The organism is Ulvibacter litoralis, assembly GCF_900102055.1.
GTDB lineage: Bacteria > Bacteroidota > Bacteroidia > Flavobacteriales > Flavobacteriaceae > Ulvibacter > Ulvibacter litoralis.
In genome coordinates, this window is sequence record NZ_FNBA01000003.1 from 478236 (window position 1) to 495647 (window position 17412).

Here is a 17412-nt window from a genome sequence, read left to right on the forward strand (position 1 = left end):
TGAATGGGTTCGCAATTTACGTTAATTAGATTTCTTTTTGAAGTGTTACAAGTCGTTTTGTTGTAGTAATCCTAACGAATTAGTAAGCTAATTATACGTTGTGACGAAGCATTCAAAATGAAGTGATGCTATTATTTAATGTTCTTAGTAGATCGAATTGCTTGAAGCCGCTTGAGATTGGGTTAAGTATGTATTTTATTTCTGAAAGGTAGGAGGCTGCTACTTTGTGGGTTGCATTTATTTAATTCGTTGATACATCTGAACCTTGTCAATATAGTCCTCGTTTTCCTTGAAGAAGTCTTTTATAATACCACTAACCTCAAAGCCCATATTTTTATATAGATTGTATCCTAATTCATTCGAAGCATACACAGCGAGCCAAACAATTTCAATTTTCGATTTATTTTTAGCCCAATCGACAGCGGCTGTAATCAGAATTTTACCGAGGCCTTGATTTCTCCAATCCTTTTGAATGCCCATTCCGAGCATTGCTGTATGATTTATTTTTGACCTTTTGCTTCCTGTTAGATCAATATTCCCAATTAGTTCATCTTCAAATTCAGCAATTAAAACAATACTGTTCGTGCTATTTTGATATTCTTCAATCAAATGCGATTCTTTTTTTAAATTATTTGGGTATTCTTCCAAAGTCAAAGGAAGTGTCGTTGTATTTTCTATATAGCCTCTTTTCAAACTAAGAATGGCTTGGGCATCTGCTACTAAAGGACTTCTAACAGTAATCTGCTTTCCTGATTTTACGGTATAAAATGTTTTTTCAAATTTCAATAGCAGTATTTTTTCTGAAAACTAAGATAGTTAATAATTAAAAAGGAGTAGTACGTTCGTTCGGTTAATAAAAGTCGCAATTATGTCGAATAGGCATTGTAATGTTTTTACTTTTGCACGGAATTATAGGAAACAAGAAGATGTTAGATTATGTAGTGATTGGTGGAGCGCAAGCAGGATTGTCTATAGCGTACCATTTAAAAATAATGAATAAAAAGTTCTTAGTTATTGATGGTGAAAAAGAAATAGGCGCTTCATGGTTGAATCGATGGGACTCTTTAAAATTGTTTACGCCTACTGAGTACAATCATTTACCAGGGTTACAGTTTGATGCTCCCAAAAAACATTATCCAACAAAACTTGAAGTCGCCAACTATTTTAAATCCTATGTAGAAAAATTTGAAATTCCGGTGCAACTCAATACATTAGTTACTTCCGTGCGTAAAACAGAAAAATGTTTTTATATAGCGTATGAGGGTGGTGAAATGGAAGCGAAAAATGTAATTGTAGCTACTGGGCCATTCCATATTCCTTACACGCCTCCTTGTCATACAAAGATTTCAGAAAGTATCGTTCAGATGCATAGTAACTATTACAAAGGGGTGTATCAGTTGCAAGAAGGAGATGCGTTGGTCGTTGGAGGAGGAGATTCTGGATATCAAATTCTGAATGAAATTTCTAAAGATGGCGCTAGAACGGTTTACTTTTCTGGCGATACGACGGTGAAGTCGCTCCCTCAAACTTTTTTAGGGAAAACACTGTGGTGGTGGTTTACAATGATCGGCTTCTTAAGTTACAGTAAGTATAGTTGGATAGGGAAGAAGCTCAATTCGGTAACTCAACCTGTGATTGGTACTGATGTTAAGGAAATTCTTTCTAGGAAGAATGTGATTACTGTGGGAAGGACAAAAGATGCAATCAATACTGAAGTCATTTTTCAGAATAAAAAAGTTTCAACAATTAAAAACATTGTTTGGGCAACAGGATATCGTCCCAATTTTAAATGGATTGAAGGGTTAGAGTTAGATACAGATGGGTACCCAAAAAACTTTAGAGGAGTCAGTAATATTGAAGGCCTGTATTTTATCGGGCTCCCTTGGATGTACACTCGCGGATCTGCAACTTTAGGAGGCGTTTCAAAAGACGCTAGTTATCTAGCTGAAATAATGAGAGCCGAAAACTAAAAGTTATATTGTAATCTTTCAGAAAAAATAGGGTTTCCTAGTTTCCTTGATAAAGGCGTTGCTTTTAATGTAAATGCAAAGTATAGCAGGGAATGTTTCTCAGAATTACTAATTCCGTAGTGTCTTATTCATTTACAAAGTCAAGTATTGATTGCCTTTCTCGATTGATGGTTAATTTAGTGACATCAGGACGTGAATAGTGACCTACTGGATCAAAATTTTGACATTCTTCTAGGACTCTATTGAAATCTAGTGTTTCTATAATGAGCCCTTCCTTATTGATAACGGGAGCTACCATCCATTCTCCATCAGGGCCTGCAATACACGAACCGCCATTCGCTAAAATGGGAGGCGCATTTTCTAATATTTTTGCTAAATGAGGGGTTTCTTTAGGGAAATCGTCTTTAGTCATTAAACTGGAAACGGATATGACATACGATCTTGATTCTTTAGCGATAAATTTTGTGATGTCTTTTGTGTTATGTTCGCCTCCTGGCCAAACTGCGATATGAAGATTCTCTCCTAAACCATAAAGTGCAGTTCTCGCCAAAGGCATCCAGTTTTCCCAACAGTTTAATCCGCCGACAGTAAAATCTTTCAACGGATGCACTTGCAGTCCGTTGCCATCTCCCGGAGCCCAAGTCAAACGCTCTTCATAAGTGGGTTGTAGTTTTCGATGTACTGACTTTATCTCACCCAATTGGTTGATGTAAACCAAGGAACAGTAAATGCTATGTCCACCGCGATTTTGTGCTCTTTCAATGATGCCTAAATAAATAGCAATATTGTATTCCTTCGCTAGTTTACATACTTCGTCTAATTCTCCTTTCTCAATTTGAATTGAATTCCTAACATAATGCGCATGTAATTCTTTCTGAATGGTCGAGTTCCATTCAGAACCATTGGTTAACGACACCCAAAAAGGATAACCGGGTAGTAAGCCTTCCCCAAAAATGATCAATTCACAGTTTTGTTTCCCCGCATTTTTGATAGAAGTTATAATTTTTGCTAGTGTTTTTTCTTTGTTCAACCATACGGGTGAAATTTGAGCTAGTGCTACCTTTAAAGTATTCATTGCTTTTTATCGTATTGAATTCTATTTTTATAATAGTTTATGCTGAAAATTATAATCATTTGTGTTTTACAATTTTTGAAGTTCAGTAAAACGAATGTAAAATCATTATCAAAAACTAAGATAACTAAATATTTGATGGACGCTGCTGAAAGCTCTAAACTTTAAACGAAGCGACGAATCTGGTATGAATAATTGTACTTGCTACGTGTCTTTTCTTTTTAGACACTTCCCTCTGGGTTCGTCACCTTCATGGAGTACAATTTCTGAATGTAGAAACGCTGCAGCTTTAGCCGATTCTTTTACTTTTGAAGCACTACGTTCTAACATTTCCGCTTCAAATTTGGCTAGTACACTCTTTCTAATTCCAACCTTTTTCCATTCAGAGAAAGGATTGCATCCCTTTGTAATTTCTCTAGCAAGTGCTAGCGCATCCAATAATGCTTGATTTGCTCCTTGTCCTTTAAAGGGACTCATTGGGTGAGCAGCATCACCAATAAGTGTTACGTTCTCACCTTTCGCTAATAATTCTGACTCGAGTAATTCTCGGTCATAAACGGGATAACCAGAAATATGAGTTTCTGGAGTTGCTGTTAAAATTTGTGGAATAGGATCATGCCATTGCGTTCTACGACATGCTTCTTCCTTAAGTGCTTTTACTCCTTTATTACTAAGTGCTATGGCTTCTTTTTCGGGCATTGGGAAACTTAGTTGCCACATTATAGCGTCTGCTGTATAGGGCATCATATAGATTCGCTCATTTCCATTGGCTGTTTGAAATACCGTGGCCGAATCTAACAACGAACTGTCAACACCCTCGAGACTTTCCAAAGAACAAATACCCAGAATTACAATACAATCTAAGTAGCGTAAAGGGGTAACATCCTCTCCAAGTAACAATCGTCGTATCGAACTACGAATACCATCGGCGCCAACCACAAGATCAGCCTGTGCTGTTTTTTTAGCTCCATGTACTTGAAAACTCAGTACCACACCTGCTTCTTTAGATTCCGTAAAGTCTACTAATTGGTGGTCCCATTGTACAACATCATGACCGCCTAATTGCTCTAACAAAGTTAAACGCAAAGACTGTCGTGCGATATGTATGTTTGAGCGTTTTGGTGTTTTTGGTGAATCTGACTGCATCCACTTTCGCATTCCCCATTCTCCAATCACCTTTCCATCTGTAGTATGTACTAAATGTCTGGTTGAAATGACTCCTTCTTTTAAAGAAAGAATGCCAAATGCTTCTATTGCTTTACTAGCTTGTTGTAAGGTGAGTCCATAGCCTTGAGATCGGGCATCGAAGGATTTATCTCGTTCATAAAGGGTAAAAGGGATGCTACGATGTAAACACGCCACAGCAAGTGCAACGCCACCAATACCACCTCCAATAATAGCAACGTGAGGGTAGTTTTCTGTGTCAGGTATGGGGTGGTTTTCAGAAGAAATTAATCCAGATCCAGAGCAGTTTGCACATGAATCTAAGTGGCGTTTAGGACGTACTGGAGCAGTACCCTCTCCATTCGTATTTTCAAATTGAGCTACTGCAGCCTGATAACGTAGGCGAACCTTCTTCCGCAGGCGTCGGCTTTTTTTTCCGCGTCCCTGACATTCAGTACACATAGTCCAATGGGTCGCATCATTTACCTCCTTTATCACTTTTTCGTTCATTTAAGCTACACCTTAACTTGTCGCTAAGAGGAAGATTTCCTCGATACAAGTACTGCTATACGATTTGAGGCTGTAAAATTACTATTATTTATTTTAGTCTCAATTTCGGAAAAATGGTAATAACGGCCTATTGTTATCGGCTGTTATTGTTTTAAAAACTGAACCAAAGGATTTATAAAATCATTGAATCTTTCAATATGAGGTAAGTGTCCTGTGTTTTTCAATTCAACTAATTGCGAATTTGGAATTTCTTTTTGTGTTCGTTTTCCTAGTTGGTCATATAGCCCCATCGTTTTTCTAATGTCATCGGACACAAGAGGCTTTCCTAGAGCTGTTCTATCTCTCGTTCCAATTATTAATAATGTAGGAACAGTTATGTTTTTAAATTCATAAACTACCGGTTGTGTAAATATCATATCGTAGGTAAGTGCTGCATTCCAAGCGATGGTTTTGTAATCAGAATTTAATGTCCAACCCGCTAATAGGTTTACCCATTGGTCGTATTCTGATTTCCATTGGTTGTCATAGTAATTTACCAATTGGTATTTTTTGATGCCTTCGTAGTTCTTCTTCAGTTCATTTTTATACCACCATTCTACAGGTTTGTATGGAACTTTTAGTTTCCAATCTTCCAATCCAATTGGGTTCTCTAAAATTAATTTTTCCGTAGTTTTAGGATACATTAGTGCAAAGCGTGTAGCTAACATTCCGCCCATAGAATGCCCTAAGATTGCTGTTTTTTTAATTTGTAATGTATCGAGGAGTGTTTTTGTGTTTTGTGCAAGTTGTTGAAATGTGTAGTGAAAATGTTGAGGTTTTGATGATTTTCCAAAGCCAACTTGATCTGGAACTATGACACGAAACCCTTCTTTATTTAACGCTTCAATTGTCGTTTTCCAATAGGCCCCGTTGAAGTTCTTCCCGTGAATTAAAACAATGTTTTTTCCATTATAATTGTCAGGCTTTATATCCATATAAGCCATTTGTAGATTTTGCTCTTGTATGGTTAGTTCTAAAGTTTCAACAGTAAAAGGGTATTCATAATTTGATAATTCTACGTCTAACCATTGTAAATTATCATTTTGTGCGTGGTTCAATTGTGAAAAGAGGATGACGATTAGCAATCCTAGGAGATTCTTTTTCATTTCTTAAATTTCTAATGTTTAATAATAGCTTTTCTTAGTTGAAAGGTAGCCGGGACTAGATTAAACTACAAATACAATCGAGTTCAATTTTATCAGCAGCAAATATAAAACAATGTACTTTGCAATTCCTTTTTCAAAGGGCTTGGTAGTACTAAAGTATTCCCAATTAACATTGCGTTATACGATCTAAATTGAATACTCAATTAAAAAAAAATTATACTAATACCTCCTTTTTTTAGATTCTAAGAAGGTTAAATCAGAAAGCAGAATCGTTAGATAGTTGCAAATATCTTATATTTAGTTTCAGAAAAAATAATGATTCGTATGCGTTGTATCTTGTTTGATGCTTTTAAGGTTACTTTATATTTAGCTTCAGTAGAATTACTGAAACAAAACGTATCTAGGTGGAACAAGTCCGTTTAGTCGTATGTAGACAAGCATTTGCCCTCTATGATGTGTAATATGATCAGCTAGTAATAAGAAAATTTGTCGTTTAGATCTATTCAGACCAAAATAGTCTAACTCATCATCTAATTGAGTTGTATCAAATTCTTTTATTAAGTGTATAGCTTCATTAAATGTTTTGTCAATGGTGGCAATCATTTCTTCTTTAGACTTATTCGCAACTTTATAAATGGTGTCAGTTTTCCATTCTCGAGATTCTCGCCCTCCTAATAATGATTCGCTATGCCAGTCAATAGCATATCCAATATGCATTAAGTTTTCGGCAAAGGTAAAAGATTCTGGTGTTGCTTTAAAATTATATTTTTCCTCTGGCATCATTTCAGCCACAAGGATTAAATATTTTTTTGAATTCTCTAACCGTTCCAAGTAATCTTCAATAAAAACATCCTGTTGTGCAAGCAGCGGTGATGCAACTAAACTAAATAGCATAAGGGTTGTTAAAATGAGTATCTGCTTCATCGTATTTAATTTTTTTAGTTGTTTTCGATAATGAAAGAATACGGATCAAATAAACTCCCGTCAACCTTTAGAAAGTCTCCGCTTAGAGATTTTTTCTTAATGGTTAAAGTTACAATTCCTGGAATAGCATCGGTTACACAGGTGCCATCTGCCAAATAATGTCTGACTTCTCCATCTGCATTTGGGTCGCAAGCATCGGGATATTTCTTTAGATCTAAACCAGTGGTTTTACCCGCAACACCCACATGTGCTTGAATTAATCCATCCGACTTTTTATACATTTTATTGTCTTGGTTTCCAACGCAATTTGGATTCGCTCCCGATGGGGAAGTGGTTAGAGCTATAGAAGAACAGTCCGTTTCATTAATTTTAAGGGGCTTTGTTCTCCAAATATTGTGCGAACTTGCAGTCAGCAATACGTTTACATTGTATTTTGAAGCTAGATCAATCATCTCTTGACTATTAACGAACGATTGGTTTTTACCCATATCAATCCAAGGAAGATGATTAATATGAATAATCCAATATCCTTTTTTTTGTGCGTCTGCATAGACTGCTTCGACCCATTTATAATTCTCACTTCCTTCAGCATATTGAAGGTTTAAATATCTCTGCATTTCAGTAGGTTCCATCTCACTTTCTTGAAATGCAACAGAGGTAGCAACAATCCTTACTTTGGTCTCTCCTTTAACAATATCATTAAACCAGAGATACGGGTATTTGCCCTCATAATCGTGTCCGGATAGCTTTCCAGTGGGTGGGCGAACTGCTTTCTTTCCGCTAGGAAAATTGAGTGTTTTAGCATAGGTCATTACATCTCCATCTTGACTTTTGCTGTCATGATCTCCAGCTACAAAAAGCATGGGAGTATTGCCAACAATTTTGTTTGCTTTGGAAGCCCAATTCTTTGCATTTTGAATATTGTAATCAAAATCATTATCAATACCGTCATACGATAAATCTCCAAGCATTAATATTAAGTCGTGAGAAGCTCCTTTTTTGAGGCTTAATTCTGTGGCTCCGTTTAGTCCCCATTTGTCATCCCAATCTCCTCCAACGGCAATTGTTATGACTTCTGATGATTCGATGTTATTTAAACTTGAAGTGCTTGTTATTATTGTTGAACAAGAAAAAAGTGTGCTTACAATAATGAGGAAAGAGACAATTAGAATACTATTTTTCATAATAATTATTTATAGACTTTGAAGCTAACCGGACACGCTAAATCGGAATTGGTTTTGTTTAAAATGAACCTCTTAATAGTATCGTTATTTGCTGTAATGATACTTCCTGGATTGTAATTATTTTGAGCGCTCAAATATTATTTTGAAGAGGCAAGCAGTATAAATACTCCAATTAATTTTTTAGTCATACAATCAAATTTGTTGTGTTACTTAATTTAGGCCAACTTTTTCAAATAATCACCAAAGGTTCGTATGCTAATTTTTCATTGAACGCGACATTTTTTATAGTGGGGACACTTTTAAAGGTTCTTTTTAATTCTGAAAATTCAGAATTTACTGAGAATCATATAAGTAACTTGTTACGTTTTTTTGAAAAAACCAATTTAGTTAATAATTTCTTGCGAGCATAATTCTACTAGGTGAGAAGCTCTATTTATAAAATTTAAAATCGATTGGATGATAAATTATTTTTCAATTGTATTTGTAATTTTATCAATATTTAAGCTATTAGCCATCGCATTAAAAATCTCGTAATAAGCACTTTTATTTTTATACAATTTTTCATGAGTGCCTTGCTCAACCACCTTGCCTTTTCCCATTACAATTACATTTTCAGCATCGATTATTTGAGAAATACTATGAGAAATAATAATTACTGTACGTCCTTTTTTTATAGCATCTAAGCTTTTTTTAATTTTTTCTGTGGCGACAGCATCTAAACTTGCGGCAGGTTCATCTAAAAAAATAATGGGTGGGTTTTTTAAAAATAATCGTGCAATTGAAACACGCTGTTGCTGCCCTCCTGAAAGTAAGGTTGCTTTTGAATTATAGCCTTCTGGTAATTCAATAATTTGTTCGTGTATATACGCTTGTTTTGCCGCATCAACAACTTCCTCATGAGTGGCATCAACTTTTCCATAAAGAATATTTTCTTCAATACTTCCATTAAAAATATGATTTTTTTGAAGTACAAGGCCAATATTATCTCTTAACCATTGGGTATTATATTCTTGCAAATCGACACCATCTAAAAATATTTTTCCAGAAGAAGGAGCATAAAATTTATCTAATAAGTTTATCACAGTACTTTTTCCTGCACCACTTAACCCCACCAAGGCATTGATGGTATTGGGTTTAATAACCATCGATACATCAAAGAGTGCTTTAGTACCATTAGGGTATGCAAAATCTATATTTTTAATTTCAAAAACCCCACTAATTTTTTCAGGAATATAAGAACCTCCAATTTCTGTTTCTTCGTGAGCATCCATAATTTCGAAAAAAGATTCAGAATAGATCATTGCATCATTTACTTCATCATATATTCTGTGTAACTGACGAATAGGAGCCGAAACATTGTTGAAAAGTAAAATATGAAACATAATGGCACCTATCGTCATACTACCATTCAGAACAAAATAGGCTGTTAAAATAATGATGATTACGACTCCAAATTGTTCTACAAATGTCTTTACTCCATCAAATAAAAAACTTAATTGTCGTGTTTTAAGTTGGTTTTCAGTCATTTCTAACTGAATGGTCTCATGCTTTTTGCTTTCTAAATTTTCTCTAGTAAAAGATTTTATAACGGTTATAGAATTGATTAAACTAATAATTCCATTATTTCTTGATTCCCTAAAGCCTCTCATTTTTCTTCTGAAACCTTTTAGTTTAGTAGCTTGCAAACTACTTATGTAAAAGAAAATAGGTAGAATGGCAAGACTTACAAAGCCTATATAAACATTAGCTTTAAACATTAGGAATAAAGCTATAAAGGCGTTGAAGAATAAGGGTAATATGTCTATGAAAAAGTTTTTAACTAATTGGGTAAGACTGGTAACTCCTAAATCTATTCTTGTCTGTAACTTTCCGCTTTCATTGGCAGGAGAGCTGTAGAAAGCCATCCTGTAGGTTAATATTTTCTCCACTATATTTTGAGCAAAATCTCTTGAGATGTATATTTTCATTTTCTCACCATAAAACTTTTGTCCAAATTGTACTAAAGCATAAACTCCTTCTTTCAATAAAAGAATGACACTTATGGTTGTTAATAATGACAGACCATCTTTTACGGTTTTATTCGCTTCACTTAACACCGTTAATTCGTCCACAGCATAGCGTAATACTAAGGCGTTAACTTGTGCTAAAAACGAACCAATTACGGTAAGCAGTAAAGTAGCAATTACTAAATGCTTGTAAGGTTTTATATAGACAAATAATTTTTTAAAAAGCGCTAGGAGAGAAAGTTTGGAAGAATCTTTCATTTACATTGTATTTAGCTTAATCATTAAATAATGGCTAGTTAGTGTTACCATGCTTGTGTTTGGTGTAGCACATAGTTATTATCAGCTACAAATTTAAATTTTACCTTTTAGTCCAAAAAAAATAAGGAGGTTTGTAAGAGCTGGAGAGGTAAATTTACACCAAATTTTATTTGAACCAATTTAGTTAATTATTTTTTGTGAGCATAATTCTAGTAGTGAAGAAGCCATAGTATTTACGGGTTGTTTTGTGTTGTGATAGAGGTCTAATACGCTGTAACTTAAATGTCAATTTGACGTTTTTTTAAGTGAAAAAATGACATTTATTCTGAAAAATTGACGGAATAAGCAGTGATTTTAAGAATGTTTTTACATAAAAATGTTGATTATTCATTTTGGCAATTTATTTGTTCTATTGAATCTGGAATCAATGAAGGTTTCAAATTTGAAATAATGTTTAATTTAAAATTTTGTAATTATGAGCAATTTAGTTAGTGTTCCTAAAAACGGAAGTTTAGCGAACAATAATTCAAATCAAAACTTCCCAACCTTGTCTAATTGGTTTGATGATCTTTTTAATAGAGATCTTCCATCAGTATTTACCTCAAGTTTTAATACTGGATTTACATTACCTAAAGTCAATATTAAAGAAACTGCCGATTCATTTATGGTAGAAATGGCAGTGCCAGGTCTGAAAAAATCAGATTTTCATATTGACATTGACAATCAAGTATTATCAATTTCTACAGAGACAAAGGTAGAAAACGAGCAAAAAGAAGAAAATTATACTCGTAGAGAGTTTGGTTATTCCTCGTTCAAAAGAAGCTTTACTATGCCAGAGAGTGTAGATGATGAAAAAATTAATGCTACTTACAATGAAGGCATTCTAAATATTCTTTTGCCCAAAAAAGAAGAGGCCAAACAAAAACCTCCTAGAAGCATAGAAATTCAATAACTGAGCCACTAAATTTTTAGGTTAAAGTGTTTAGAAGGGACCGAGTCTGCTAATTCGGCCCCTTCTAAACCACTAATATTGTTTAATCTTTAAAATTTAATGATATGACTAGAAAATTTAAATCTGGAGATTGGGTAAAAGTTAGAGGAAAACTTACCGCTCCAAAAATGCAAGTTCTCAAGTATGTCCAAAAAAAAGATTCAATATTTGGTTTGGTTGACTATGACAATTATTTGGAATGTGTTTGGTATACGAATGGTGAACGAAAAACAGCCGTATTCCACGAAAATAAACTGACTAGAACCATTGAAACTGGTGGTTTGTTTAAAACAGTTGTAGAAAGACCTAAATTCAATTTAACTTAAAATGAAGAAAGATGAAGAAATTTGTTTTAATATGTTTGTTTGGTTTGTTAAGTGTTAGTTGTACTTCACAAAACAATGAGACTAATAAAACCATAACAAAAGAAAGTGAGAAAAGTACAATTGAGCAACCCAAAGGTTCTTGGAAAGTTGATAAAGAGTTTGATGAAAACGGAAATTTAATCAGGTATGATAGTATTTATTCATGGTCGTCAAGTGGCAGAATAGATGATTTTTCAAATGTAGATAAGGATAGTTTGTTGCAATCCTTCAAGTCAAAATTCTTTACTAATTTTTCAGACTTCGAAGATCAAGGGTTTGAGACTATTTTTTCTAAAGATTCACTTTTCAGTAACCACTTTTTTAATGACAATTTTTTTGGAAGTGATTTTGGTAAAGATTATATGGATATTGATAAGATAACCCAACAATTGGTTGAGCGACAGAAAAAGTTTTTAGAAAAATATCGGTCAGAATTTATCAAACCCGAAGACGAAAACTAAATAGTTTTCGTCTTTTTTCTTCTTCTAGTTTTAGGTTGTAAATAGTTTTTAAAACTCGGATTCTAGCCCTAAGTTTATTGCAGTTAATTTAATATCAGATAAGTTACGCTCAACTACCCCAAAAAAGTATCTTAAATTTAAAGTAGGTTTTTATTTAATTCATAATTAACCCCAATTGCTATTCCGAAATCAAGAGTGGTGTTTTCATGGTTGGCAGTAGTATTAAAATTGGGGTCGTTAGTTGGCGATTCGAGTATTTTCCCCGTTTGTTTTATAATCAATCCAATTTGTAGTCCAGTTTCAAAGGACACTCTCTTAGCGACGTACTATTTTGCTAGAATGAGAACTAAGATTGTCGTTTTAGTGGTTGTTCGTTTGTCAAGAGGAATGATTATTAGCAATTGTTTTATTTACTTTCAACTAAACTAAAGCGCCATTTGCACCAATTACTTGTCCTGAAATCCATTTAGAATCATCACTCGCTAAAAATAAAACTACTCTAGCAATATCAATAGGTTCTGCCAATCTATTAAAAGCATTCATGGCACTTAATTTATCAATAGTTTCTTGTGATTTTCCGTTTAAGAATAATTCTGTAGCTGTAGCACCTGGAGCAATTGCATTCACGGAAATTCCTCTTCCTATTTCTTTAGAGAATACTTTAGTTATTTGCTCTACAGCAGCTTTTGTAGCCGAGTATAAAGCATATTTAGGAAACATTAGTTTTGCCGTGCTTGAAGAAAAGTTGATAATAATTCCATTGTCTGCCAGTTTGCTATCAGCTTCTTGAAGGGTATTAAAAATACCTCTAACATTTATATCAAAAAGTTTAGTAAATTCTTCTTGTGTATTATCTTTTAAAAATTTATTATACATAATTCCGGCATTATTTATCAATACATCTACCTTTCCAAACGCTTCAATGGTTTTATCAAATAGATTGGTAACTTGACTTTTCTGACTTACATCTGCCTGAATGGCCAAAGCGGTGCCGCCATTTTTAGTTATGCGATTTACAGTTTCATTTGCTTCGTTTTCACTATTAGAATGATTCACAATTACTTTTGCACCATTTTTAGCTAAAAGAATAGCAACTTCCTTTCCTATTCCTTTAGAAGATCCAGTTACGATTATGACTTTGTTTTTAACTTTCATACTGTTTTTCTTTTTTAATAAAATTTCTACTGTCTTTCTTTACTATTCATAAATTCATAAAAACATTTTATCTGGTATGTTTTTTATGAAAAAACTAAGCTTTTAATTGATTTAGATATACTGATAAACCAGAAATATATTGATCAAGAATACTGTCATTGTCATATAATTTTCTAATTCCTCTAATTCCTTCAAAAGCACTAATTAAATAAACTGCTACGGCTTCACTAGGAATTTCTTTTTTTATATCGTTTTGATTCTTGCCTATTTCAATAAGAATGACAAGTGCTTTTTTCCATTTTTCAATAATATTTTTTAAGGCTAATTGATAACTGCTTTCATAATTGCCAATTTCATTGATAAATTTATTCATTGGACATCCATGCTGCTTCTCATAAAAAGGGAAGGACTTAATTCTGTTCAGAAAAGTGTTTTCTAAAATTTCTATGGCATTTCCAGGTCCTTTTAAAGGTACAATCATGCCATCATAAACACGTTTTTTAATCTTCAATTCAATGACTTCTAATCCAAGTTGGTGCTTGCTTTTGTAATGATGATAGAATGCGCCTTTGCTCATTTTAGCAGCTTTCATTACTTCATTGATACTTGTAGACTTAAAACCTTTTTCATAAAACAGTTTAAATGCTTCATGAATAATGTGCTGCTTGGTGATTTCAGATTTTAATTCTTGCTCCATACGGTAAATATACATAAAAAAGTACAGTCGGTATGTTTTTTTAAAAAATAGATGCTGATTAATATTCGTTGTGTTTGGCGCCTTTAAGGTTTATTTAGTTCCAAGTATTTGGAGCTACGTGAGCATTAGAAATGTAAGTTTTGTGTTTTTTTCTGAACCCCAAAACTTACATTCAATTTATGTTTAGTTTCAAAAAAGTAATGATTATAATGTGGTTTTAGCGACTGCTATTTCTGCCTTTATTTGTTCTAGTCCTCTTGATTAGTTTTACAATTTCAAACCAAATTACTGAAATGAAACCAACTCCAATAGAACTTAGTAATTGGAAAAAAGTCAATGTTTCAAATTCAAAAAAGGTGGTTAATGGTTTTACATAAAGTATAAGGCCTACCATAGCGATGGTAGTAAAAATGATAAATAAAATCATGTTATTTTTATACTTTAAAGTTGTTGCAATAGAATAATAAAACGAACGGTTTATTAAAGTCAGAAAAATGTTTGCGGTTATTAAGGCCGTAAAAGTCATTGTCCTTGTTAGAGCTTCATCGTATCCACTACTAACTGAAAACTGGTAAATAGATAACGTTCCAATCGTTATTACTAACCCTTGTAAAATACTGATGGATAATTCTTTCCAATTAAAAAAAGTAGTTGTCAATGCTTTAGGTTTCTGCGACATCGTATTCTTTTCCATGGGTTCGTTTTCATAAATAATAGAACATGTGGGACCCATTATTATTTCTAAAAAAATAATGTGAATAGGTGAAAAAATGTTGGGATAAATCCACCCTAAAGCAAGAGGGATAAATACCGTAAGGATGATAGGGATGTGTATAGAAATAATGTATTGGATAGCTTTTTTTAGGTTAGCATATATCTTTCTACCCATGGCTATTGCATCGACCATTTTTGATAAGTCATCTTCTAATAAAATTAATGATGCTGCTTGTTTGGCTATTTCTGTTCCTTTTTTGCCCATTGCAATACCAATATGTGCTGCTTTCAATGCTGGGCCATCATTTACACCGTCGCCTGTCATTGCTACGATTTGATTGTTAGACTTTAAGGCGTTAATGATTTTTAATTTCGCTTCAGGAAACATACGGGTAAAAATGGTAGTGTTCATTACACAAGTTTTTAACTCGTCATCATTCAATTTCATCAATTCTTCACCGGTAATATTATTTTCATAATCCCTAAATCCAATTTGTTTTGCAATGGCTTCCGTAGTGGGAGCATTATCGCCTGTTATTATTTTAACAGCAATGCCAGCAGTATAAAAATCTTCTAATACTTTATGAAAGTTCTTTTTAGGAGGGTCGTAAAAAGCAACAATACCTTTAAAATGAAATGACAACTCTTGTTGTTTCGCAGGATAATTATTACCTGTAAAGTTTGATACACCTACTCCTAAAACTCTATAACCATCATTTGCAATGATTTGAATGGCTTCATTTATTTGTTGTTTTTCGATTTCTGTAAGATTTGAAACATGCATCAAAGCTTCGGGAGCACCTTTAGCGGCTATAATTCGGTTGCCGTTATTGTTTTTAAATACATGTGTCATCATAGGTGGTTTACCTCCTAATGGATATTCATGTATGAGTTTGTAGTTAGGTCGTTCATCCTTTTCTGAAACATCTTTATACGCTTGGTGCAATGCAACTTCCATTGGGTCAAAAGGGATAGGCTCACTTGCCCACATTGCCAATTCTACAAGCTGTTTTTCATCGTCGGTTAATTGGTCGCTGGATTGAGATATTTTGTTTGAGGATAACAAATAGAGTTTTGCTAAGCTCATTTTATTTTCAGTAATGGTTCCCGTTTTGTCGGTGCAAATAACTGTTGCGCTCCCTAATGTTTCAACCGTTTTCATTTGCTTGACTACGATCCCCATTTTCATTAAACGCCAAGCTCCCAAAGCCATAAAAGTTGTAAAAGCGACTGGAATTTCTTCGGGTAAAATACTCATTGCTAGAGTGAGCGACTGTAACAAGCTGTTTAATAGATTTTGAGAATGCCAATAATTAATGGCCCAAACAAATACAAAAGTAATAGTACCTGCGATTGCCATTTTCTTTACAAAATTTGCAATTTGTATTTCTAATGGTGTTTTTTCTTCAGTGATACTTTCTAGGCTCGTTCCAATTTTACCTAATTTTGTTTGGTTGCCAATGGCAGTAATCGTAGCAATAGCCAAACCACTCTCAACAGTTGTCCCACTATAAATAAAATGATCTTCTTTTGTTGTATCCTTAAAAACAGCAAACGACTCGCCTGTAAGTATAGATTCGTTTACCGAAAAATCATTGGAATGAATGATGCTTCCATCTGCAGTAATAAATGTACCTTCTTCAACGATTAAGCTATCGCCGACTACTAAATCGCTACTGTTAATTTCGATAGTTTCCCCATTGCGAATAACTTTACAATGTGGTTGAGAAAAATCTTTTAGTTTTTCAAGTGCGTTTTTACTTCTTGAATCTTGGTATAATGAAATAGAGGTGATAAACAAAATAGCAGCAACCAAGAAAACCCCGTTGCCTATATCACCACTAATAAAATAGATAGAACCTGCAACCAACAATAAAATAGTCATGGGTTCTTTGATAATACCTTTTACAGTGTCTAAAAAACCGTTTTCTTTTTTGTAATCTAAAGTGTTTTGTCCAAACTTTTTTCTCGCAAGCGCTACCTGTTCGTTTGTTAATCCTGATATATTAAAATTATTAGAAGGCATTGGCAATGGTAGATTTAATTACTTACGGTTCGTTTGGGTTGTAGCCAACGAGTATGTATATTTTAGGCTGCGCGTGGTAAATACACGTTTTTAGCACCGGATATTAGAAGTATTCCTTTCCGTTAGTATCGATATAGCCTTTTTGACCATTTTCTAATTCAAAAGAAGCTAGATTGAAAACAAAGTTATTTAACGTCTTATATTTTATTTTGGTAATGTTAAGGTATCCCCACAAACCATTTTTTTTGATTTTTAGCTTAAAAGGGTTATCGTAATCAATTTCTTCATAAAATTCAGTTTTGTTGCTGGTTTTTATTCCAAATTTTTTGTTTTTACTTTCAATAATTAAAGTTTCGGGGAAGTAGAAGTTATCATCATATTCAATGCTCTTTTTACCATTTAAAAAGCAAATATCATTAATGTTTTTTTTAGAGATGGAATCTATTATTTCTGTCAGTATTGTTTCACGACTATCGATAGGATCTATTGTTTTCTTTATTAAATAGTAATCTTTTTTGTCCATAATTTCTACTGAATAATGATCGACTGTTCCGCAGTAAAATAGTTGTCTTTTTTCAGGATAAGAGACAGTTTCTAGTTTATCATTTAGATAAAATATTTCATTTTCATTGTTTAGAACCTGTAAAGAACTTTCTGCATGTCCAACATATTTTAATTCATCAAACATTACTTTTCCGTTATTGAGTATTTGAAAAGTGTTATTTTTAGTGTTTTCCATAATTTGAAAGTTATGGAAGTTGAGGTGTAGT

16 protein-coding genes are annotated in these 17412 nt (G+C 33.5%); 4 read left to right on the forward strand and 12 right to left on the reverse strand.

Annotation, left to right across the window (positions count from 1 at the left end; all coding sequences use genetic code 11):
• Positions 1-237 precede the first annotated feature (237 nt).
• Positions 238-786, reverse strand: a complete 549-nt coding sequence (locus BLQ00_RS12255; RefSeq protein ID WP_175445442.1) for a GNAT family N-acetyltransferase — start codon at positions 784-786, stop codon at positions 238-240.
• Positions 787-926: 140 nt separating this feature from the next.
• Between BLQ00_RS12255 and BLQ00_RS12260 the strand changes: the two genes are divergently transcribed.
• The gene (locus BLQ00_RS12260; protein ID WP_093144588.1) at positions 927-1970 is read left to right on the forward strand and encodes a flavin-containing monooxygenase; all 1044 of its coding nucleotides are present in this window, start codon (positions 927-929) and stop codon (positions 1968-1970) included.
• Between the two features lie 124 nt (positions 1971-2094).
• Here BLQ00_RS12260 and BLQ00_RS12265 read toward each other — a convergent pair whose 3' ends face one another.
• The 6 genes from BLQ00_RS12265 to BLQ00_RS12295 form a co-directional block, all read right to left on the reverse strand.
• A complete protein-coding gene (locus tag BLQ00_RS12265) occupies positions 2095-3045 on the reverse strand; it encodes a carbon-nitrogen hydrolase family protein (RefSeq protein ID WP_093144589.1) in 951 nt (316 codons plus the stop codon).
• Between the two features lie 201 nt (positions 3046-3246).
• On the reverse strand, positions 3247-4716 hold the full coding sequence (locus tag BLQ00_RS12270) for an FAD-dependent oxidoreductase (protein WP_093144590.1): 1470 nt from the start codon (positions 4714-4716) through the stop codon (positions 3247-3249).
• Positions 4717-4859: 143 nt separating this feature from the next.
• Positions 4860-5861: an alpha/beta fold hydrolase gene (locus BLQ00_RS12275; protein WP_093144591.1), complete on the reverse strand. Its 1002-nt coding sequence runs from the start codon at positions 5859-5861 to the stop codon at positions 4860-4862.
• A gap of 381 nt (positions 5862-6242) precedes the next feature.
• Positions 6243-6785, reverse strand: a complete 543-nt coding sequence (locus tag BLQ00_RS12280; RefSeq protein WP_093144592.1) for a DinB family protein — start codon at positions 6783-6785, stop codon at positions 6243-6245.
• Between the two features lie 14 nt (positions 6786-6799).
• The gene (locus tag BLQ00_RS12285; RefSeq protein WP_093144593.1) at positions 6800-7969 is read right to left on the reverse strand and encodes a metallophosphoesterase; all 1170 of its coding nucleotides are present in this window, start codon (positions 7967-7969) and stop codon (positions 6800-6802) included.
• Between the two features lie 464 nt (positions 7970-8433).
• The gene (locus tag BLQ00_RS12295; RefSeq protein ID WP_093144595.1) at positions 8434-10233 is read right to left on the reverse strand and encodes an ABC transporter ATP-binding protein; all 1800 of its coding nucleotides are present in this window, start codon (positions 10231-10233) and stop codon (positions 8434-8436) included.
• Positions 10234-10708: 475 nt separating this feature from the next.
• Between BLQ00_RS12295 and BLQ00_RS12300 the strand changes: the two genes are divergently transcribed.
• The 3 genes from BLQ00_RS12300 (at position 10709) to BLQ00_RS12310 (ending at position 12050) form a co-directional block, all read left to right on the forward strand.
• Positions 10709-11185 (forward strand): Hsp20/alpha crystallin family protein, encoded by a 477-nt coding sequence (locus tag BLQ00_RS12300; RefSeq protein WP_093144596.1) that lies wholly within the window; start codon positions 10709-10711, stop codon positions 11183-11185.
• A 104-nt stretch (positions 11186-11289) separates the two neighbouring features.
• The gene (locus BLQ00_RS12305; protein ID WP_093144597.1) at positions 11290-11550 is read left to right on the forward strand and encodes a hypothetical protein; all 261 of its coding nucleotides are present in this window, start codon (positions 11290-11292) and stop codon (positions 11548-11550) included.
• An 11-nt stretch (positions 11551-11561) separates the two neighbouring features.
• Entirely contained in the window at positions 11562-12050 is a 489-nt protein-coding gene (locus BLQ00_RS12310; protein ID WP_093144598.1) for a hypothetical protein, read from the forward strand.
• A 137-nt stretch (positions 12051-12187) separates the two neighbouring features.
• Here BLQ00_RS12310 and BLQ00_RS17590 read toward each other — a convergent pair whose 3' ends face one another.
• From BLQ00_RS17590 to BLQ00_RS12330, 5 genes are all read right to left on the reverse strand, one after another.
• On the reverse strand, positions 12188-12361 hold the full coding sequence (locus BLQ00_RS17590) for a hypothetical protein (RefSeq protein ID WP_175445443.1): 174 nt from the start codon (positions 12359-12361) through the stop codon (positions 12188-12190).
• A gap of 109 nt (positions 12362-12470) precedes the next feature.
• Positions 12471-13205, reverse strand: a complete 735-nt coding sequence (locus BLQ00_RS12315) for an SDR family oxidoreductase (protein WP_093144599.1) — start codon at positions 13203-13205, stop codon at positions 12471-12473.
• Positions 13206-13299: 94 nt separating this feature from the next.
• Positions 13300-13902, reverse strand: coding sequence for a TetR/AcrR family transcriptional regulator (locus tag BLQ00_RS12320; RefSeq protein ID WP_093144600.1), 603 nt, complete (start codon positions 13900-13902; stop codon positions 13300-13302).
• Positions 13903-14119: 217 nt separating this feature from the next.
• Positions 14120-16642, reverse strand: coding sequence for a cation-translocating P-type ATPase (locus tag BLQ00_RS12325; protein WP_093144601.1), 2523 nt, complete (start codon positions 16640-16642; stop codon positions 14120-14122).
• Between the two features lie 103 nt (positions 16643-16745).
• Positions 16746-17381, reverse strand: coding sequence for a hypothetical protein (locus tag BLQ00_RS12330; RefSeq protein WP_139149407.1), 636 nt, complete (start codon positions 17379-17381; stop codon positions 16746-16748).
• Positions 17382-17412: the final 31 nt, after the last annotated feature.